The 20,008-nt window shown below is 58.5% G+C and carries 17 protein-coding genes; 6 read left to right on the top strand and 11 right to left on the bottom strand.

Annotated elements, in window-relative coordinates:
• Positions 1-158: 158 nt before the first annotated feature.
• The 6 genes from JRJ26_13670 (at position 159) to JRJ26_13645 (ending at position 6,675) form a co-directional block, all read left to right on the top strand.
• Complete coding sequence (locus JRJ26_13670) at positions 159-800, top strand: GntR family transcriptional regulator (protein MBW2058536.1); 642 nt, start codon at positions 159-161, stop codon at positions 798-800.
• On the top strand, positions 797-1,831 hold the full coding sequence (locus JRJ26_13665; protein MBW2058535.1) for a phosphotransferase: 1,035 nt from the start codon (positions 797-799) through the stop codon (positions 1,829-1,831). The genes JRJ26_13670 and JRJ26_13665 overlap by 4 nt, the downstream gene beginning before the upstream one ends.
• Before the next feature lie 63 nt (positions 1,832-1,894).
• Positions 1,895-3,022 carry a hypothetical protein gene (locus JRJ26_13660; protein MBW2058534.1) on the top strand — a complete coding sequence of 376 codons (1,128 nt, stop codon included), beginning with the start codon at positions 1,895-1,897 and terminating at the stop codon, positions 3,020-3,022.
• A gap of 72 nt (positions 3,023-3,094) precedes the next feature.
• The gene (locus tag JRJ26_13655) at positions 3,095-4,093 is read left to right on the top strand and encodes an ornithine cyclodeaminase family protein (GenBank protein MBW2058533.1); all 999 of its coding nucleotides are present in this window, start codon (positions 3,095-3,097) and stop codon (positions 4,091-4,093) included.
• A 61-nt stretch (positions 4,094-4,154) separates the two neighbouring features.
• Positions 4,155-5,264: an NAD/NADP octopine/nopaline dehydrogenase family protein gene (locus tag JRJ26_13650; GenBank protein ID MBW2058532.1), complete on the top strand. Its 1,110-nt coding sequence runs from the start codon at positions 4,155-4,157 to the stop codon at positions 5,262-5,264.
• Positions 5,265-5,469: 205 nt separating this feature from the next.
• Positions 5,470-6,675, top strand: coding sequence for an FAD-binding oxidoreductase (locus JRJ26_13645; protein MBW2058531.1), 1,206 nt, complete (start codon positions 5,470-5,472; stop codon positions 6,673-6,675).
• A gap of 14 nt (positions 6,676-6,689) precedes the next feature.
• Here JRJ26_13645 and JRJ26_13640 read toward each other — a convergent pair whose 3' ends face one another.
• From JRJ26_13640 to JRJ26_13590, 11 genes are all read right to left on the bottom strand, one after another.
• Positions 6,690-7,151, bottom strand: coding sequence for a VOC family protein (locus JRJ26_13640; GenBank protein ID MBW2058530.1), 462 nt, complete (start codon positions 7,149-7,151; stop codon positions 6,690-6,692).
• Between the two features lie 11 nt (positions 7,152-7,162).
• The gene (locus tag JRJ26_13635) at positions 7,163-8,083 is read right to left on the bottom strand and encodes an aminotransferase class IV (GenBank protein MBW2058529.1); all 921 of its coding nucleotides are present in this window, start codon (positions 8,081-8,083) and stop codon (positions 7,163-7,165) included.
• A gap of 79 nt (positions 8,084-8,162) precedes the next feature.
• Positions 8,163-9,545: a sigma-54-dependent Fis family transcriptional regulator gene (locus tag JRJ26_13630; protein MBW2058528.1), complete on the bottom strand. Its 1,383-nt coding sequence runs from the start codon at positions 9,543-9,545 to the stop codon at positions 8,163-8,165.
• A gap of 101 nt (positions 9,546-9,646) precedes the next feature.
• Positions 9,647-11,383: a hypothetical protein gene (locus JRJ26_13625; protein ID MBW2058527.1), complete on the bottom strand. Its 1,737-nt coding sequence runs from the start codon at positions 11,381-11,383 to the stop codon at positions 9,647-9,649.
• A 21-nt stretch (positions 11,384-11,404) separates the two neighbouring features.
• Entirely contained in the window at positions 11,405-11,869 is a 465-nt protein-coding gene (locus JRJ26_13620) for a periplasmic heavy metal sensor (protein MBW2058526.1), read from the bottom strand.
• Positions 11,870-11,973: 104 nt separating this feature from the next.
• Complete coding sequence (locus JRJ26_13615) at positions 11,974-12,483, bottom strand: periplasmic heavy metal sensor (protein MBW2058525.1); 510 nt, start codon at positions 12,481-12,483, stop codon at positions 11,974-11,976.
• 296 nt (positions 12,484-12,779) lie between these two features.
• Complete coding sequence (locus tag JRJ26_13610) at positions 12,780-13,766, bottom strand: pyridoxal-phosphate dependent enzyme (protein ID MBW2058524.1); 987 nt, start codon at positions 13,764-13,766, stop codon at positions 12,780-12,782.
• Positions 13,767-13,820: 54 nt separating this feature from the next.
• The gene (locus JRJ26_13605; protein MBW2058523.1) at positions 13,821-15,104 is read right to left on the bottom strand and encodes a TRAP transporter large permease; all 1,284 of its coding nucleotides are present in this window, start codon (positions 15,102-15,104) and stop codon (positions 13,821-13,823) included.
• A gap of 1 nt (position 15,105) precedes the next feature.
• Positions 15,106-15,603, bottom strand: a complete 498-nt coding sequence (locus JRJ26_13600; protein MBW2058522.1) for a TRAP transporter small permease — start codon at positions 15,601-15,603, stop codon at positions 15,106-15,108.
• Positions 15,604-15,725: 122 nt separating this feature from the next.
• Positions 15,726-16,811, bottom strand: a complete 1,086-nt coding sequence (dctP, locus tag JRJ26_13595; protein ID MBW2058521.1) for a TRAP transporter substrate-binding protein DctP — start codon at positions 16,809-16,811, stop codon at positions 15,726-15,728.
• Positions 16,812-18,123: 1,312 nt separating this feature from the next.
• Positions 18,124-20,008: (Fe-S)-binding protein (locus JRJ26_13590; protein MBW2058520.1), on the bottom strand; the 1,885-nt coding region annotated here is incomplete at its 5' end.

The following is a 20,008-nucleotide window of genomic DNA, read 5'->3' as shown; positions in this document are numbered from 1 at the left end:
GGGAGACTGCGCCACATCACCCTGAGAGGGGGGAGGAATCTCCTGAGGACCGAGGAGTCACCGGGTTCTTGGTCGCCTCGCTCCTCAAAACGGCACTGGGAGGCCGGGTTCCCGGAGGGGTACCGGTCCGATCGAATCTTTCTCCAGGAGTCTTTTCTGTGGAAGACCCAAAGCCAAGAGCCTATGAGAACCTCAGGTACCGAATAATGACCCACGACCTCCGCCCAGGGGAGCTTCTGAATGAGAGGGAATTGATGGCCGCCTATGGGATCGGCCGGACACCCCTGAGGGAGGTCCTTCTCGAACTCCAGAGGGACGGTCTGATTCAACGGTTCCCCAGGTCCGGAACTTTTGTGGCGCCCCTCGATCTCCATCTTTTCAGACAGGTCATCGAAATCCGTATAAATCTCGAGGGATTCGCAGCCCAACTGGCAGCCGAGAGAATCACCGAGGCAGAACTGGAGGGGTTGAGCCGGGTCCTCGAGCGGGTTGAGGAGCTGAAAGGGGCGAACAGTGAGAATCTGGAGCCCTTGACCCAATGCGAATTCGACTTTCACAACCGCCTCTCCCAGGCGACCCACAACCGGAAACTCGGGGGCATCCTCCATGAACTCCATGGGATTTCCGCCAGGTTTTGGCACTACCTCGTCTTCAGCAGAGAGGAGCTTCTCGACCAATTCAAGGATCACAGGGATATGATAGATGCCCTGGCAGAAAGAGACGCCCAGAGGGCTAGAAGAATCATGGAAAGGCATATCCAGCGTTTTGTGGACAAGGTTAGAGAGAGTATTCTGAAGTGAGAGCGGAGGGGTTGAGAGCCGACAGGGGGATGCTGGCCGGAATCGATGAAAAGATCGAGCGATACCTGAGAGACCTACCTCCAGGTGTCCTGGACCGAGGCTACCCGGACTCGATCGAAATCCTGGAGATGATGCCCGGTGCGTACAACCTCAACTTCCACATCAGGGTAGACGGCAGGGAGTTTGTCTTCCGGATCAATATCGAGCAGCAGAGCGGTCTCCCCAACCAGGTGGAGTATGAATTCGCGATCCTGAGGTTCCTCGAACCTCACCGGCTCGCACCGAAGGCCTATTACTGCGATAACAAACGGGACTATTTCGACTTCGGGATCCTCATCGAACAATACCTGCAAGGCCCTCATCTCTCCCTCGACATGGAGGAGATGCCGCGGGTTGCGGAACTGCTCGCCAGACTCCATTCCCTCGGCCCCCGGCACGAGGGTTTGGTGGTCTGGCAGGACCCCCTGGCTGACACCTACGACCTGGTTCAAAAGGATCTCAAGGAATATCAGGCCAAGAGGGCCTCGGAGCAGCGGACCATCGGTCTTGCAAAGAGACTCCTGGACAGGGCAGAGCCGTCTGTGGACCGATTCGGCCGCCTCTTTGCCCCGGCAAGCCTGAATCATACCGACGTGGTCTGCGACAATTTCGTGAAGACCACGGAGGGGCTGAGGCTTATCGACTGGGAGAAGCCGAGGATAGACGATTCGACTTACGATCTCTGCTGTTTCCTCTCCGAGCCGGCCCAGCTCTGGTGCTCTCAGAGGGTTCTCGATCCAGGGGGACGCGAGAGCTTCCTGAAGACCTATGCCGATCTGACCGGAGAAAACCCGGATCGCCTCTGGGAAAAGGTGCGTATCCGTGAACCTCTGGTCTCACTCCACTGGATTCTCTGGGGAGCAACAAAGCTCTGCGACCTCAGGGAACGCCGCACCGTGCCGGAACTGCTCACGGCTCACGAGGAAAAGACGGCCAGATACGAGAGAATCGCCCATCCCGACAACATCGAAAGACTCCTGGGATCCTCTTGATTCGTAGAAAGGAGGATCTCCGGGAAACCGGAAGAAAACCGAAACCCGAGGAGGCTCAAGAAAATGGCTAGGTCCAGGATCATGATCATCGGCACCGGCGATTTGGGGGGGCACGTGCTGGAAATGCTGGTCCGTGCCCCAGGGGCACGACGGATCGTCACGGCGGACATTAACGAAGACTGGGGCTACCGAAAGACCAACATCGCCGCTTTCGGCGCTTCCCAGCTGGGGTTCTACCCCGAGCTCGAGTTCAGGAAGGTCGACCTGTACAATATCGGCGAGACGGCGGAAACCATATCGAAGGTCTCCCCGGAGATAATCTACAGCGCGGTCTCGCTCCAGTCCTGGTGGGTCATCAACACCTTACCCAAAGAGCAATTCGAACGGCTCGATAAGGCCCGCTTCGGCCCCTGGCTCCCCATGCACCTCACCCTTGTCTACAAACTGATGCAGGCCGTAAGAGAGACGGGTCTGGATATCCGGGTCATCAATTCGGCCTTTCCCGACGCGGTACACCCCGTACTCCACCAGGTAGGGCTCGCACCCACCATAGGGATCGGCAATGTGGCCAACCCTGTTCCCGCCATCCGGAGTTCCATCGCCTACAGACTGGGAAGACCCATGAGGGATGTGAGGGTCTTCTTCGTTGCCCAGCACTACGTGAGCCACTATCTGCCCCGGTTCGGCACATCCGGGGGAGCGCCTTACTACCTGAAAGCCATGGTGGATGGCAGGGACGTGACCGGTGAGGTGGATATGGACGCGGTCTTTTCGGATCTTCCCACCCGGTTCCGCCGGCCCGGCGGAAGAGATGGGCAGATCCTGACCGCCTCTTCTGCGGCTGGGGTCATTCTGGCCGTGGCCGACGACACGGGTGATTTCATGCATGCTCCCGCCCCTTCGGGACTGCCCGGCGGATATCCGGTACGGGTCGATGCGAGTGGAGGTGAGGTCGTCCTTCCTCCTGGTATCGACCTGGATGAGGCTGTCCGGATCAACCGGGAGGGACAGCGCTTTGACGGGATCGAAGGGATCGATAAGGACGGGACCGTCCACTTCACCGAGAGTGCTGCGGCTATCATGGCCGAGCTGCTGGGGTATGAGTGCCGGGTCATGAAGCTCGACGAGACAGAGGAGCGGGCCAGAGAACTCGATGCCAAGTTCAAGGAGTTCGCCGGAAGGTACCGGTGACCCCCCCCAGAAGGCATGGAACAGTCCCTGGACTCTCTGTCCGGGAAGGTAATCGACCAGGAGAGCCGTTGGATGAAGAGAATCGAGTTTCTCTATCTCTCCCAGGAGGACGTGATCGATGTAGGGCTGACCATGAAGGAGGTCATCCCGGTTATCGAGGACGTCCTCAGGCAGCACGCCCTGGGAAAGGTCGAAAACCCGCCCAAACCGGGAGTACATCCCCTTCGGAACGCCTTTATCCATGCGATGCCGGGCTATCTATCCGGCAAAGGGGTGGTCGGGATGAAGTGGGTGAGCAGCTTCCCCGGCAACCGGGGCGAGGGGCTCCCGGCGGTGATGGGTCTCGTCGTTCTGAACGATGTCCATACAGGGCGGCCTCTTGCCGTGATGGATTGCCGCTGGATCACCGCAATGAGAACAGGGGCGGCGTCCGCTGTAGCCGCCAAGTATTTGGCACGGCCCGAGACAGAGACCATCGGAATAGTGGGGGCCGGCATCCAGGGCCGTTACAACCTCCTTGCCCTCAGCCAGGTCTTGCCGGAGATCAGGCTCGTCAGGGTCTTCGATGTGCGGAGGGAATCCATGGAGACATACATCGCCTCTATGAGCGAGACCCTCTCCTTGCGGATCGAGGCGGGCAAATCCCTGCGGGATGTCATTGAAGGGGCAGACGTTGTCGTCACCGCAACAGGAAGACTCGACAGACCCATCTTCAAGGAGGAGTGGATAAACCCCGGTGCCCTCGTCCTACCGGTTCATCACCGGGGATGGGAGAACCGGGCCCTCCACGGGGCGGACAAGTTCGTCACGGACGATTGGACGCAGCTACAACAGGCCCACAGGGAGACGGGAGGATTCTATGGGCCCCTTCCCAGGCTTTACGCCGAGCTCGGGGAGATCGTCACCGGCCGGAAGGCCGGCAGGGAAGACGACAGGGAACGTATCATCGACTTCAACTACGGGCTCGCCGTTGAAGACGTCGCTCTAGCCCAGGAAGTCTTCACGGGGGCGAAAAACAGAGGGCTCGGAACCGTTCTGTCCTTGATGGAAGGAGATCTCCCCCTCTGCTGACCGGGGGAACCTTTCCGGCCTTCCCGAGGACACAGGAGATCGGATTCAAGAGGAAGAGAAGATGGAATCAAGAAAGGTGGCTGTCATGGGAGGGGGGAACGCCTCCCACACGATAGCGGCGGATCTATCGCGGAAAGGCCTCTTGGTGAATATGTTCGAGATGGAGGAGTACGCGGCCCGTATGGCCGAGGTCTTCAGGACAGGGCGGATTGAAATCTCCGGAGCGGCAGGGAGCGCAACGGTTACACTCAATCTCGTTACCACGGACATCCGGGAGGCCGTCGAAGATGTGGAACTCATCTTTGTGCCCCTTCCCGGTTTCGCCATCTCCGCCTACGGACACCTCCTGGCACCCTGCCTGAGGGAAGAACAGATCGTGCTGATCATGCCCGGTACCCTGGGGTCTCTCGAGTTTCGCAAGATCCTAATGTCTCGCGGGATTCGGGCCCTGCCCGTTGTGGGGGAAACCGGAGGCCTCCCCTTTGCTACGAGGCTGATCGGTCCTGGAAGGGTCAGGGTGTTCCACGTCCGGTCCGTGTGCGGCCTTGCGACGATCCCTGGAGACCAGGGGAGTCTGGTCTACGAAAGGGTGAAAGATCTCTATCCCTTTCGGTTGAAAGGCAACGTGGTGGAGACCGGGCTCGGCCATCTGACCCCCCTCCTCCACCCTGCAGGCAGTCTCCTCAATGCCGGACGCATCGAGCGATCCCATGGGGAGTTCTACATGTACGAAGAGGGGATGACGCCCTCGGTGGTGAGGGTGATGGAATCCCTGGATCGAGAAAGGCTCGAGATCGGCAACAGACTCGGCCTCTCACTGCCCACCGGTGTCGATATGATGGTCGAGTCGGGATACGGCCCCAGGGGTACGCTGTGGGAGTCTCTGAACGGAAGCGCCGGACTGACCCCGGTCAAGGGGCCGGATTCCCTGGAACACAGATATGTCACAGAGGACATCCCCTACGGCCTGGTGGCCTGGGCCAGCCTCGGGAACGCCGTGGGAATAGATACTCCCATCATGGATGCTCTGATCGAGATAGGGGGCGCCGTGATGGGAAGGGATTGCTGGAAGGAGGGAAGGAACCTCGAAAAGATGGGGCTCCAGGGGCTCGGTGTGGAAGAGATAAAGGCCTATCTGGAGACCGGCGAACACCCTTCGACTCGGCCCTAGGGGGAATCAGGGGCCTCACCTGCCCGGGGATTCCCTGACCTTGGAGGTGGTTGCCTCAGGGTTCCCTCCAAGACGTGGAGTTCCACGCGATCACCCACTGGATTCCTTCCATGGATATGGTATCATCAATGGGGGTAAGAAACCGCAGATTCAAGATCAACGGGCGAATCGCCCTCACCGGGTGCGCGAAAGGGAGTCCGCACGGATGGGCCGGATATATGTTCCCGGAGCCGGGGAGAACCATAGGGCAGACACCGTTGTGATCGGCGGAGGAATCGTTGGAACCGCCACGGCCTTCTGGCTTTCAAGGGCCGGGCTCGACGTGATCCTGGTCGAGATGCGTGACGGGCTCTCCACACTTACAACCACCGCATCCGTAGAGTGCTTCCGCGCCCAGTTCACCGAGCCGGCCATGGCGGCTCTGGCCCGGAAAAGCATAGAGATCTTTGAGAACTTCGCAGATGTTGTCGGTATTCCAGGATATGACATCTCTCTCCATCAGCAGGGTTATCTCTTCATCACCGACGATCCGAAAATGGTGGACGATCTGGAGTCGGCCGTCGAGCAATACCACAAACTGGGAATCGCCGACTCTGAGTTCCTCTCCGGAGAAGAGATTCGGGCCAGGTTTCCCTTTGTCTCGCCCGCCGTGGTGGCAGGCACCTTTCGCCAGCGCGACGGATGGCTCTCGACACATGAGGTGACCCAGGGGTTTGCCAAGGGATGCGGCGCCAGTTTCTTTACCGAAACAAGGGCCACAGCCATAGTCCTCGACGATCAGGGCGTCTGCCGGGTGGAGACGACTCGAGGAGATATCGAAACCAGGACAGTGGTGGATGCCGCAGGTCCATTCGCCGGCCAGGTTGCCCGGATGGTCGGGATCGAGCTTCCCCTGGAGCCGGTTCGCAGGCAGCGGGTTTTTGTGACGCCCTCTCCCCTCATACCTCAGGACGCTCCTTTTACCGTGGATCTTGTCAACGGCTCCTATTGGAGGCCGGAGGTAGGGGGAGCTCTTCTTGCCTGGGTGGATCCTGATGAGCCCGTGAGCGAGCCTTCAGAGAGGCTCAAGGTAGACTGGGACTTTCCAGCCGTCGCCCTGGACAAGGTCATGCGCCTCACCCCCTTTTGGGAGGAAGTAGCCGGGGGAATGAAGAAAAGGGACATCATCGTCTCGGCGGGGCAGTACGTATACACGCCGGATGATCAGCCCCTTATCGGACCCGTGGCAGAGGTTCCGGGCTTCTATGTCAACTGCGGGTACTGGGCTGGTGTGATGCTTTCCCCTGAAGCCGGCAAATGGGTGGCCGATCTTATTTCAGGAGAGATGGCCCAGGAGGACAACCCCCTCCGTCCGAGCAGGTTTGAGGAAGGGACGGCCGGAAAGGGCAAGAGCTTCCTGAGTGGTCACTGAGGCATGGTGACCCATTACTCTCTCCCGCGTTTCCAGTTTTGAATCTCGATGATATTTCCTTCCGGGTCAGCCACATACTGGAAGGTCAGAAGACCGATACCGGAAACCTCGTGGCTTACGAGCTCTCCTACGGGTCGTCCCCCTGCATCAAAGACCGCTCTGGCGGTCTCGGCCACGTCATCCACTCCAAAGGCGACGTGTGAGAATCCCGGTGCATTCGGGGCGGTCGCCGGTCGCCCAGCCAGGGAAGCGTATTGAAAAATCTCCAGAGTGGGGCCGTTCTCCCCGTGGCCGGGGAGGCGAAGATGTATGCCGGAAATCCGCGCTCCGGCCAGTCCGGTGGCCCTGTCCAACCATCTACCCGACAGGTCCCGCTCCGGTGGTACGGGTCTACACCCGAACACGGTCTCATAGAAAGCAGCAAGGCGCCTCCAGTCGCCCGCGACCAAATTGGTGTGTACATACACGACTCCCATGGTCCCTCCTGCTATTCTGTGGCTGGGAAGAGCCACTTCCTGAATTCGGGGTTCCTGCCGGATCTTATCTCCCCGAGAAGGGTGAGGAGTTTTTCGGTGACGACTCCAGGCACCTTGTCGAAAACCCGACCTTCGATCCTATTGACGGGCACCATACCGTCCGGGGAAGAGCAGAGAAAGACCTCCTCGCTCTCGAGAAGGGCTTCCGGACTCACCCGTTTCTCGACGGTCTTGATACCCGCGCGAGGCGCTGCCTCGAGCAATGTCTTTCTGCCGATGCTCGGCAGGACCGTACCGAGATGGCAGGCCGTCAGCGCGTCATCTTTGACCAGGAAGACCGATTCGAGGCTCGCCTCGGCAACAAAACCCTGGGTGTCGAGCATGATCCCCCTGTCGAAGCCCCGCCTTCTGGCTTCCAGCCCGGCCATGATCCCGTTTATGTAGTTTCCGGCAACCTTGGCCTCAACAGGTGCGGTCTCTGGATGGAGCTTTCTCCATTTACAGATACAGGCCGACACACCTCTTGATGGAGCTGGATGGTAGTCCTCAAGATCTCGGGCCGGGTCTACGACCACGATGCAGACGTCGAGGGCCTTCTGGGAGCAGAGGATGTCAAAGCCTGTCTCGTGGTAGTAGCAGACGACCTTGACGAAGCCCTCGCTCACGCTGTTTGCCCTCACGGTTGCGAGGACGGCCGATTCGAAACCCTCCTTTGAGAGGGGGAGTTCCGCGGAGAGAAGTGCCGCAGTCCTGAAGAGGCGGTCGACGTGCTCGTCGAGGCGAAAGACCGAGGGTCCCATTTCGGTCTGGTTGAGACCGATAACCTCAAAAATGGCCGATCCCCTGGCCAGGCTGTGAGACATGACATGAACCGTCGCCTTCTCCCATTCCACGAAGTCTCCGTTGAGATATACCGTTCTGTCGCTCAGCATGACGCCTCCTTTGCCCGTATCCCCGCCCCACCGGCGACCGTTCCGTGACTTCAGAACCGGACACTCCGGCGTGAACCCCCTATTTTGCGGACAGCCCGTATTTCTGCATTTTGTACCGGAGGACACGCTCGTTGATGCCGAGACTCCTGGCAGCCCGAGTCTGGACACCGCCATGTTCCTCCAGGGCCTTGACAATCAAGTCCCTTTCGACCCGTGAGAGCACGGCGTGCAGGGATCCCCCTTCAGCCCCAACGCCGTGATCCGGCCCTTCCTGCCTCGCGTCATCCCTGACCTGGAAGGGCAGATCACGGACCGTTATGACGTCCCCCCTGCTCACAACTATGCTCCTTTCGATGACGTTTTCAAGCTCCCTTACGTTTCCAGGGTAGTCATACTGCAAGAGCCGGTCTCTTGCCTCCTTTGTGACTCGCGGCAGGGTTCTCCGGTTCTTCTTGCTGTACTTGATGAGGAAATGATCGATCAGACGGGGGATATCCTCCCGCCTCTCCCTGAGGGGAGGGAGATTGATGACCACCACGTTCAGACGGTAGTAGAGGTCCTCCCTGAACCTCTTCTCACGGAGCGCCTCCTCCAGATCCCGGTTGGTAGCGGCAATAATCCTCACATCGGTCTCGATGGTCTGGTTGCTCCCCAGGCGCTCGAATCGCCTCTCCTGGAGCACCCTGAGCAGTTTCATCTGAAGGGTCGGCGAGAGATCACCCACCTCGTCCAGGAAGATGCTTCCGCCGTGGGCCTCTTCGAATCGGCCTATTCGCCTCCGAAAGGCCCCTGTAAACGCCCCCCTTTCGTGGCCGAAGAGTTCGCTCTCGAGAAGATTGTCCGGAAGTGCCGTGCAGTTGACCTTTACGAAGGGCCGATCCGCCCTGGGGCTCGCATAGTGAATGGCATTGGCTATGAGCTCCTTTCCGGTTCCACTCTCCCCTCGAATCAGTACCGTAGCCTGGCTGTCGGCAACCCTCACGGTCAGACTCAAAACCTCTTCCATCTTCCCACTGGCATAGATGATCTGATCGAACCGGTACCCCTGGCGAAGTCGTTCCTTCAATTCCCTGTTTTCCCTCTTCAGAAGGATCTTCTCGGAGACCTTTTCGATGAGTAACAGGAGTTCGTCCAGGTCGATGGGCTTGGTGAGGTAGTCCGCGGCACCCGCCTTCATCGACTCTACTGCCGTCTCGATCGTCCCATAGGCGGTCATCATCACGACTGCAAGCTCGGGGTTGATTCTCCTCAGCTCCCTGAGGGTCTCCAACCCGTCCATTCCGGGCATCTTGAAGTCGAGAAAGACGAGATCCACGGGCTCTCTTCGCACGGCCTCCACGGCCGCCCTCCCCTCATCGACCGAGAGGACGGGGAAACCCTGATTCAGGAGAAACCCCTCCAGCATTTCTCGCTGGGCTTTTTCGTCCTCAACGATCAGGAGCTTCATCTCTTTGTCAGGCATGGATCATCTCTCCCACTGCTCTTTTCCACGGCTCGGCAGGGACGTCCATGGGGCCTGGCAGAGACCTCTCGCAGAAAGTCCGGAACCACCACTCCGGATCCTCACGGCCCTTTGAGAGGGAGGAGAATAGATATACTCGTCCCTTCACCCACACGGCTCTCTATGTCGACCCTCCCTCCGTGTTCCTCGATGATCTTGCGGGCCATGGGAAGCCCCAACCCTAAACCCTTCTCCCTGCTGGTGTAGGAATAGTCGAAAACCCTCTCGATCTGCTCTTCCGGAATACCCTTCCCCGTGTCGGCAACGGTAATCCTGACCCAGTCCCTCCGTACCGGTTCAGCCCTGATCGTCAGGGTTCCCCCTCCCTCCATGGCATCGAGGCCGTTGGTCACGATGTTGACAAGGGCCTGGCTCATCCCTTCCCTGTCCATCATCACCGGAGGAAGCATCGGGTCGACTTCCTCTTTCACGGCAACGGATCTCACCTCGGCCTCCTCCAAAAAGAGGAGGGAGATATCTCTCAGCATTTCGGCAAGCCGTACAGGAGTAAGAGCTAGCTTCCGGGGTTTGGAGAAGAGGAGGAATCGCTCCACTATCCTGTTCAGCCGGTTGATCTCCTCTCGGATGACCCTAATCAACTGGTCGTACTGCCCGGCCTCTTCTCCGTCACGGGGATGAAACTCACGATGAAGCCGCTGGATGGCCATGGCAATGGCATTGAGGGGATTGCGGATCTCATGGGCCAGCCCCGCTCCGAGTTTACCCACAGAGAGGAGCCTTTCGGCGGCCTGGGCCCTCTCTTCCATCTCTCTCACTCTCCGGATATGCCGGTTCTGATTCACATAGATGAGTGTCACCCCGGTGATCCCCACTGCCAGGAACACGGTAACCCAGAGGAAAGCGTTTCGCCTGGAGAGGGAGACTATTTTCTGAATCTGCAAGGTGGAAAGGCCGACCTCTATGACCCCGTAAGGAGTTTCCCCCAGACGGATAGCCTTTGCGACTTCAAATACCGGTTTTTTGGGAAGTATCGTGACAAGCCTCGACGCACTCCCTGCACTCTCCTGAACAGATCGAAGAAATTCGAGATCCGGGGCCCTGTCCAGCCCCTCCTTCCCCACCTGGGCAATGGGGGCGAGAGAGGTGTCGAAAACGGAGACGTACTCAACCCTGTCGCCGAAGTCCATGGCCTCGAGCACGTCCTCGATTGCGAACCTCCGGCGGAGGATCTTCATCTGCAAGGGATTGATGCTCACGGTAATGATTCCCCGGCCCCGAACCCTCCGCACGAGCACCGAGAACAAGCCCTTCGGATCCGGCGGAAATTCCCTAAAGGGATCGACCGTCATGTCCCGTATTCCCTGAAAGAGCGGCAGGTACAAGGAGAGATCCCTCGAGGCGAGGCGGGGATCGGAGAGGGCCTCGAGGATCTCGATTCTCTCCACTCCGTGTTTCTGAGCGAGCCTTTCAAGATCCACCGGCCTGAATGCATGGCGGGCGTCGTCTTGATCCACCCGGGCCGCAATCTCCAGCAGGTAGTCCACGACCGCGTCTTCGATGGCAAAAAAGTCGATCGATGATCCGGGATTGAGCAGATGACCCCCCGGCACACTCTCCATCACCGTGATAACGGAGAGGGTGCTCTGAATCTCCTTCTCGAGCCCCTGGGCCAGGGTCCTGCCCTGGCTTTCCAGTATTTCGGTCAGGCTTTTCCGGGTTCTTCTGGTCTCAAAAAAGCCGTTGACGATCAGTAAGAGGGTGATGAGTCCATAGATCAGGGCGAGGTCGACGGGGCCTACGGACATCCGCCGTGATCGGGATTTTGGTCTTTCTGCCATCCTTTGCTTCTGCCAGAGGGCCTAGCGCCGTATCACACCCATCCGGCGCCGCAGGTACAGCCGGCGGCCCAGGCCCCACCGCTTGCGGGAGGCCCAGAGCCTGAACTGCTCCGGTGTCAGGATCTCCCTGACCCTGAGCTGGTAGTCGAGGATCTTCTCCTGGATCCGATCTTCCAGGGCAAGAACCTCTTTCTGCTTTGCCCTTATTTCCGAGGGATCCACTGCCGGATCCATGAGACGCCTTCTCAGGGTGTACCTCCGGTCCCGGAGTTGATTCCTCAAGGCCGTCATCTCGCCGAGATAGTACCGCTCGAGTGATTTCATCTCCTCCACCTGCTCCGGGGTCAGGCGGAGATCCTCCGGCACCCAACAGGGAGGCCCCCTTCGAATCCGGTTCTCCCCCATGGGCTGCTGGGCCCGGGTACGCGGGAGCTGGAACCCCAGCAAAAACAGAGAGATGAACACCACCAGAGCCCTGACTTTCACTCCTCATCTCCTATCCCTTGATTACCTCAAGGGAAACCCTGAAATCAAGGAAGGGATCGGCCTCCCAAGTACTCGGGGGGCCGATCCCTTGGATTCCGTCCGATCTACCAGCAGGGCTGCGCCCTATAACCCTGCGACGCACCGAATCCGGCTCCCCTGCCCATATGCCTCCGGCCGGAACCCGGACCGTAAGCCACGCCAGACCCATAACGACCCCGCCCCGGGGGGAAATACCCTTCCGGAACAACCTGCCGCACGGCAAGCCTGTGGGCAAGAACCTTCTCCTCTAGACGGCGCTGGAGATCGAAGATCTCGCTCGCCTTGGCCCTTATTTCTTCCGAATCTGCCTTGGGGTCGACCCAGAGAGCCCGCAACTCGAGCCTCTTTTGATAGAGTTCCCTCCGGAGAGGAGAGACCTCCTGATAGAACTTCTCCCGCATGCTCTCCAGCCTCTCCCTCTTTTCCGGTGAAAGATCCCTGTCTCTCCCGTACCACTGGGCGCCGTACCCATAACCCTTTCCTGCCCAAGGTCCGTGAGCAGAGACCAGGCCTGCCGCAAGAAGAACGACCGTCGCCACCACAAAACCCGCGATCCTGATTTTCGACTTTCTCATCGTTTTCTACCTCCTTCCCGAATCTGAGATGTTGCTTCTCCATAAGGCAAGGGCTGTGCCAGGAAGGGGCACGATGCGTAAGTCATTTACATATCAAGGCTATTCTACCAGACTTTGGAAAAACCTCCATTCTCGAGGAGTTCCTTCTCGACAATTATGTCGAGGCAAAACAGGGAATCGCTTCAGCTTCTGATTTCATTTCAAAGGCTTATCGGCATTGCTGTGGTTCGACACTACTGGAATGCCTCGACAATCCTGTCGAGGCAATGCCTATGAAGTCCGATCACATGCCTTGTCTAGGCGTTGTATGCCCTCTCAAGAATGTGCCGGAAAAGGCTCATGTCGATATTTCCACCCGTAACTACACAGACCACCTTTCCACGAGCCGTATCGAACTTGTCGAAAAGGAGCGCGGCAACCGCGCTCGCCCCGGCCCCCTCGGCAACGATCTTGGCCTCCTTGGCCAGTGTGCACAGGGCGGATTCCATCTCTCCCTCTGAGACCGTTACGATCCTGTCGACATAATCTCTCACTATCTCGAAGTTGAGTCTTCCGGGCTTCCTCACCGCGATTCCGTCTGCAAAGGTGCGGGCCGAAGAGAGTTCTATGATGCTGCCCGCCTCAACCGACCTGAGCATGGACGGAGCATTCTCGGCCTCAACCCCGACTATCTGAATTTCTGGGTTGATCTGCTTGGCCGCCAGGGCAATCCCCGAAATCCCCCCTCCCCCTCCGATGGGACAGGCGATCAGGCCCACCTCGGGAACGTCCTCCAGTATCTCGAGTCCCATCGAACCGTTGCCCGCTATGATGTCCCTGTCATCGAAACTCGGAACATAGAGATAGCCCTTTTCCCGGGCTAAGGTGTGGGCATAGGCAGCGGCGTCGTCGTAGGTCGCCCCCTTCACTATCACTTGAGCGCCGTTTTCCCTGATCTTATCGATCTTGTTGGCGGGAGCCACCTCGGGAACCACGATCACCGCCCTGATACCATGCCTCATGGATGCCAGGGAGAGACCGAGCCCGTGGTTCCCCGATGAGGCGGTGATGACACCTCTCCCCTTTTCTTTCTCGTTCAAGAGGGCGATCTTGTTGGCGTTTCCCCTGGCTTTGAAGGCCTGGGTCACCTGGAGACATTCGAGTTTCAGGAATACCTCACTCCCCTTCTTCCGGCTCAGGGGGAGGGAATACATACAGGGCGTCCTGACCACGGCTTGCCCGATTCTGTGCCTGGCTTCCCTTATCTCGTCCAGAGCAATGGGGGCGATCTTTTGGTCCGTCATAGGGAGTACTCCTTTCTCCTTTCACTGGTGAGCCGGAGGATTGCCTCCCATCCCCTACCCCCCGTAGCCCAACAACCCGGGGAGCCACAGGGAGAGGAAGGGAACATAGGTAATGATCAGGAGCACGACAATCTCGGCGGCGATAAAATAGAGGGCGTCCTTCATCGATTTCTCATAGGGTATCTTCGCAATCTGGGAGGCGGTCATGAGGGTCATCCCCATGGGAGGTGTCGCATTACCTATGTTTAGGCCCAACATCATGATCATTGCAAAGTGGATGGGGTTTATCCCGATCTTCTCCATGGCCGGCGAAAGCACAGGGCCGAGGATGAGAGCCGCCGGGATGACGTCGATAAACATGCAGACGATCAGGATAAACGCGTCGACGAGGGTGAGGATCACCATGGGATTGGAGCTGATCGAGGTTGCGAGCCTGGCAGTCGATTCGATGACCCCGGAGAGCGTTGTAAACCAGCCAAGGGCCGCAGCAGCGGCAATCAGGAGAAATACGACCCCGGACAGCCGTACAGTGGCGAGCATCGACTCCCAGATGTCCCTGAGGGTGAGGGTCCTGTATCCCAGAAACCCGAGAAGCATGGCATAGAGGGCTCCGAGGGCAGCAGCTTCCGAGACGGTGGTTATTCCGAAGAGAATAGCCCCCAGGATAATCACCCCGGTGCCGAGGGCGACCAAGGCCCGGTAGCTTGCAACTGCAATCTCCCTGAGAGAGGCCCTCTTATGACGCGGGTACCGGCGACGCCAGCTGATATAGAAGCTCTCCACAAGCAAGGCCATGCCGCACATCAATCCGGGAATCAGGGCGGCAGCAAACAGTGCAGGCACCGAGAGCCTCAGGATACTCGCATATAGAACCATGACAATACTGGGGGGGATAACCGGGCCGATGACAGAAGAAGTAGCCGTCACGGCGGCCGAGTAGCTCGACCCGTAGCCGTCCTTCTTCATGGCCGGTATGAGGATCCCGCCGATAGCCACGGTGTCGGTGACAGCGGCCCCCGTGAGCCCGGCAAAGAGGATGCTTACGAGAATGTTGACGTGAGACAGTCCCCCATGGAGATGCCCGAGCAGAGCATTGGAGAACCGGACCAGTTGTTCGGTCATACCGGATCGGTTGAGAAACTCGGCTGCCAGGATAAAGAAGGGGATGGCAACAAGCATATAACCTGCGGTCCCGGCATGCAGACGCGCGGCAACGGGTTCGAGAAAATCCCAACCACCCATCGCGAAGAGGCCGACCATAGACGAAATTCCCATGATGTAGCCGATGGGAATCGCCAGGGCGAGTAGGACAAAAAAGATCAGAAAAGTGATGGCCATTTTATGCCGTTTCTCTACGTTCCATGGCCTTGTCCAGGATGGATGGCCATGCCAGGATGTGGACAAGCTGGATGATTCCGCTCACCGGAACGGCCATGAGGCGCCACTTGAAAGAGATCTGGAGATTGGCTGTAATCATCATGAGCTGGTCCGCCCTCGCAGCGGCAAGCCAGCCCTGCCAGATCACGACGACCAACCAGACGCCGATAATTAGGCAGCCGAAAAGTCTGATGACTCTTTCGTATTTTGGAGGCAAGGCGCGGACCGCACCTTCGATGGCCACATGCTCGCCCTCCTTGAGGGCGACACTGATCCCTGCCAGGGCGATCCAGACCAGGAGGATTCTCGATATGGGCACGGGCCAGGGGAGTGGATTGTTGAGAACGTATCGAAAAAAGACGGCATAGATGTTGATCCCGAAAAGGCCGATCACCAGGACACCGAGGATTTTCAGGACAACCTGGTTCAGCCAATCACTTATGCGAAGAATGACCCTCATGCCAGGGATTCACTCCCTCCTGACTCAGAGGCCGACCGGCGGCAGTCAAACAGGGAGGATCACCGGGCTCCGGGGCCCGGTGATCCTCCCTGCCTCCGACCCGGCTCTCTACAGGCTTTCAACTATCTACCCCATTTCTCCATATACTCGGCGTCGAGCGCCTTACTGATCTCTTCCACCTTGTTCCATGTCTCGTGGATGAACTCCGGTTTGAGTCCGAACTCCTCTGTGGCCCATTTATAGAAAGCCGGCCGCATGATGTCTCGAAAGGCCGCCTTCTCGTCGGGCGTGGGCACGTAGCAGGCCTTGAATTTCTCACAGCATGTCTTCCACCCCAGGACCGTGAGAAACTCCGAGACTCCGTGGCCCATCATGACGGCCTGCCTGGCGGCCCGCAGGATGACGCGCTGATACTCCTCTGGCAGGCCCTTGAACCACTCGTCGTTCACCACCCAGTTCAGGCTGTTGTAGACATGACCGGTCCAGGAGGTGTAGTCACAGGGTTCCCAGAATTTCATAGCCGCATTGAGGCCCGGCGCGTTGAACTGACCATCGGCCACACCGGTCTGCAAGGCGGTGGGCACCTGCCCCCATTCCAAGGGGACGGCCTTGGCCCCGAGTGCCTCCATCATGGCGATGTGGGCCGGGTTCTCCTCCACGCGTATCCGTAGCCCTTTCATGTCCTTGGGCGTCTTGATCAGTCGCTTGTTGTTGGTAAAGGCCACAAAACCACCGCCATCGTCGAACATCCCGATCCAGCGGAGCCCCGTCTTCTGCCGCATCTCGTTCATGAAGTCCGCGTACCACCTGCTGTTGAAAAAAGCCCATGCAACGTTGTAATCGGAAAAGAGAAAGGGCGTGGTAATCACCTGGTACTTGGGAAAGAAGGACGAGAAGGCACCCGAAGAGAGAACCGCACTCTGTACCGTCTTGCCCTTCTGGGCCTTCTGGGTGTACTCGATCTCCGTCCCCAGTGTCATGCCCCCGAAGATCTTGACCTCGATAGCCCCCTTGGTTTGAGTCTGAACGATATTGGCGAACCTGACCAGTGACGGATGCACCTCGTTGTTTGTCATGTCGACAGGGTAATGATGGGCGATCACCATGGTGTACTTTGCCGCCCGGGTCACTCCCGGCGTTCCAAAAGCGACAACGAGGGCGGCTACCAGAACCAACGACAATAACCCTCTCTTTGACAAAGGCTTCATCTCTTGTCCCTCCTCTCCATTGGTTCCTCAGACTCCAATAGCAGACTGCCCCTCTCTGCACCACCTCCTTTTCCGGACACATCTCATCTTATTCCAACCAGCTCGGCACCACCTCCTCACTCCCTCTTTTCCCCACCAAAAGAGCGATCCGAACTCCCCACAGATAGAAGATAATTCCCCCCTTTTTGGGTGTCAAGAAGAAAGTTACGAGGGGTCTTTGTCGCGTTTCCATCAAGGATTCTAAAAGCCTACAAGCCGGCGATCCTCTCTCGATCCGATAGGAGAGCCCCCTATCCTTCCCCTCTTGTGCTCTCGGACGACCCTTTCGGGCTTCCGGCCCGCCACCCCTGCCTCCCTCGCGCCGGCCTGCCATCTATCTCCACTTGGTACAACTCAGACTATTCAGCCGTTGCGTCATTCCTTCGCCTTGCTCAAGAGCCTGCCCTGAACCGAGTGAAAGGACGAGTCCGAGCGACCCTGGGGAGCGAAGAGTCTCTGCTCCGGGCTGCACGGTCGAAATAAAGGCGGGATTCTTCGTCGCTCCGGTCCTGAAAATGACAACCCGGTCAAGAAACAATCGTTGATTCGTCAGGGTGGAGTTTCCCGACTTCTCGGGGAACACCCTTGTCCCCGGGCAACATTGCGGAAGCGGTGGGGTACCCATAAAGGGTGAGCGGGGAGGGGAAAGGTCGTGTTCGTGATTCGTGATTCGTGTTCGTGTTCGTGTTCGTGTTCGTGTTCGTGAGTCGTGATTCGTGTTCGTGAGTCGTGTTCGTGATTCGTGTTCGTGATTCGTGATTCGTGTTCGTGATTCGTGTTCGTGGGGAAGGGGCAGGAACTGCCCGCCCGCGAACCTTCATGCGTTCACCGCGTGAGCTCCGGAGGGAGGGGGAAAATCTGTTCCCCTGCCAAAACAAGAAAAGTCCTAGAGTCGTTTACTTGGAAGAATCCTCGGCCGAGAAAATCAGGAGACTCCGCTTCATCAGGTAATTGACTCTCCTTCTATCTTCAGAATTCCAGATCTAGCCGGTGGATTTTGGATCGCAGGGACCTTGTTCTCATGCGCTTCAATGTGTTAGTCTAATGGGAATTCATGAGAATCAAAAGACCAAGAAGGGACGGATAGTGAGAGGAACTCTTATACTCCTTTTGGTCGTTGTCGGATGGTTTGTCCTCAACCGCTATGTTCTTCCGAAACTGGGAGTCGAAACCTGACTCGCCTCTTCATGTCGTATCGAGGATCGATACGAGCAGGAAAAAGGCCCTCAAGACTAGGCAGCAGGCCCGGCCGGCATCGATCCATCCGGATGTCCTACCCGTCTTTCTTTCCATTCCGGGATCTTGCAATTCTTGTTTCTCCAGGGGGCCGGGTTCCACCCCTCAGATAGTCGATGAGCGGATCCGTAACCAGGGGAACCACCTGCCCGATCATATGGGGCATCAGGTTGGCCATCACCTGGGGCATGAGCCGCGGCATCAGTTCAGCCATGGACTCCGGCATGGGGATCTTTTCCCTCACCCGGTCGAGCATCACCGGCATGACCTTGGGGAGCATCACGGGAAGCAGCCGGGGGAAGAGAAGGGGAAACATGGGCCTCATCAAGTGGAGGGCGCCCGGTATCTTCCCCATGAGCCTCATCATCGTCCCCATACCAAGAGGCATGGCGGAAACCAACTCAGGCCACATGGTCCCCATGAGGTCGGCAAAGCCTTCAGGAGTCATCAGTCCGATCATCGCCTCAAAGGCGGCCCACTGGGATCGCACTTCAGAGTCGGGACCCGGGAAGTCATACCCAAGGGCCGAGGAGGCGAATCTGGCCAGATCCACGATCTCCACGGGAAGGTCCTTCTTGTCCCGCGTGACGCGGAACTGGAATTCACAGCACGGACACAGAGATAGGACCTTTTCCGCACCAGCCTCAACCGCCTCGTCGAGGCGGATCTTGCCGATATCGGCGGCCACGGGGGGATCCTTGACCAGGGTGAGCACCGAACCGCAGCAGTGGGCGTTCTGCCGGTTGTGTGTCATCTCGACCAGGTTCACCCCCGGGATCGCCCTGATCAGATCCCGGGGAGGTTCATAGACCCCAGAGACCCTGCCGATGTGACAGGAGTCGTGCCAGGTCACGGTCACTGGCTGCCGACCGTTCCGGGGGAAACGGAACTTCCCTTCTCTGATTCTCTCCGATAGGATCTCGCTGTAATGTCTCGCCGTGATGCCGTACTCTATACCGAGCTTTTCCGCCCAAATGGGGTAAACCCGGCGCCACATCATGTCGCACGCAGGACACGAGGCGATCACAGTCTCGGCACCGGCCTCCTTCACGGCCTCCAGGTTTCTCTTCATGATCTCGGCGAAGAGGTCCCACTTGCCCGCAACCAGCATGGGGATGGCACAGCAACTCTCCTTTTCTCCGAGATAGGTGAAATCCACACCGGCGGCATCGAGAAGCCGGACGGTGGCCATGGCTATGTCGTTTTCCACATAGCTGGCCGTGCAACCGGCGAAATAGACGTTCTTCGCCCTGTGGGAAGGCCCGTGCCTGGCCATCAGGTCTTGCGGGAACCATGCCGGCCGATCCTTGCGAAAACCCGCCCAGATGTCACCCTCGGCACGCAGGGCCGCGGCCATCATCTCAAAAGGCGGGAAGGTCATCTTCCTGTCCTCGTCCACCAGCTTGCCCCGAAGCTTCATCCACGAGGATTCGATGGGAAGCGACGCGGAACAGCGTAGGTCACAGAGCTCACAGGTCGTGCAGACCAGGAAGGTGTCGACCATGGATTGATCCCACTCCTCGCGGCCCTCCATATATTCCCGCAGCCAGTACCACTTGCCGCGGGGGCTCTGGCTCTCCCAGCCCCGGCCATAAAACTGGTCGCATTCGTCGATGCAGTAACCGCACTGGGAGCAGCTGTAGGCGTACCAGGCCACATCGGCGGGAATCCCCCGCACGGGTCGGGTGGGGTGCTCGCCCACCCGGGTGATTACGTAATTGCCCAAGGGCCTGACCAGGGGTTCGAAAAAATACGCGACCCTGAGAGCCGTGCCCGCCAGGCCACCGTCGACGACCTTGCCCGGGTTCATGATGCCCCGGAGGTCAACTTCCCTCTTCCAGGCCCGGAGTTTTTCGGCCCTCTCTTCGCCGAGGATCTCCTTGGCGCTCTTTGAGAAATAGAGTCCCGTGGCATAGGGCCTC

This window comes from Deltaproteobacteria bacterium, from assembly GCA_019308905.1.
Lineage (GTDB): Bacteria > Desulfobacterota > BSN033 > WVXP01 > WVXP01 > JAFDHF01.
The sequence above is the reverse complement of the archived record's forward strand: the minus strand, read 5'-3'. Positions and strand labels throughout refer to the sequence as shown.

Coding starts and splice junctions, on each gene's coding strand:
- JRJ26_13660 (MBW2058534.1), top strand. CDS start 1,895: ATGGCTAGGTCCAGGATCATGATCATCGGCACCGGCGATTTGGGGGGG.
- JRJ26_13655 (MBW2058533.1), top strand. CDS start 3,095: ATGAAGAGAATCGAGTTTCTCTATCTCTCCCAGGAGGACGTGATCGAT.
- JRJ26_13650 (MBW2058532.1), top strand. CDS start 4,155: ATGGAATCAAGAAAGGTGGCTGTCATGGGAGGGGGGAACGCCTCCCAC.
- JRJ26_13645 (MBW2058531.1), top strand. CDS start 5,470: ATGGGCCGGATATATGTTCCCGGAGCCGGGGAGAACCATAGGGCAGAC.
- JRJ26_13640 (MBW2058530.1), bottom strand. CDS start 7,151: ATGGGAGTCGTGTATGTACACACCAATTTGGTCGCGGGCGACTGGAGG.
- JRJ26_13635 (MBW2058529.1), bottom strand. CDS start 8,083: ATGCTGAGCGACAGAACGGTATATCTCAACGGAGACTTCGTGGAATGG.
- JRJ26_13630 (MBW2058528.1), bottom strand. CDS start 9,545: ATGCCTGACAAAGAGATGAAGCTCCTGATCGTTGAGGACGAAAAAGCC.
- JRJ26_13625 (MBW2058527.1), bottom strand. CDS start 11,383: ATGGCAGAAAGACCAAAATCCCGATCACGGCGGATGTCCGTAGGCCCC.
- JRJ26_13615 (MBW2058525.1), bottom strand. CDS start 12,483: ATGAGAAAGTCGAAAATCAGGATCGCGGGTTTTGTGGTGGCGACGGTC.
- JRJ26_13610 (MBW2058524.1), bottom strand. CDS start 13,766: ATGACGGACCAAAAGATCGCCCCCATTGCTCTGGACGAGATAAGGGAA.
- JRJ26_13605 (MBW2058523.1), bottom strand. CDS start 15,104: ATGGCCATCACTTTTCTGATCTTTTTTGTCCTACTCGCCCTGGCGATT.
- JRJ26_13600 (MBW2058522.1), bottom strand. CDS start 15,603: ATGAGGGTCATTCTTCGCATAAGTGATTGGCTGAACCAGGTTGTCCTG.
- dctP (MBW2058521.1), bottom strand. CDS start 16,811: ATGAAGCCTTTGTCAAAGAGAGGGTTATTGTCGTTGGTTCTGGTAGCC.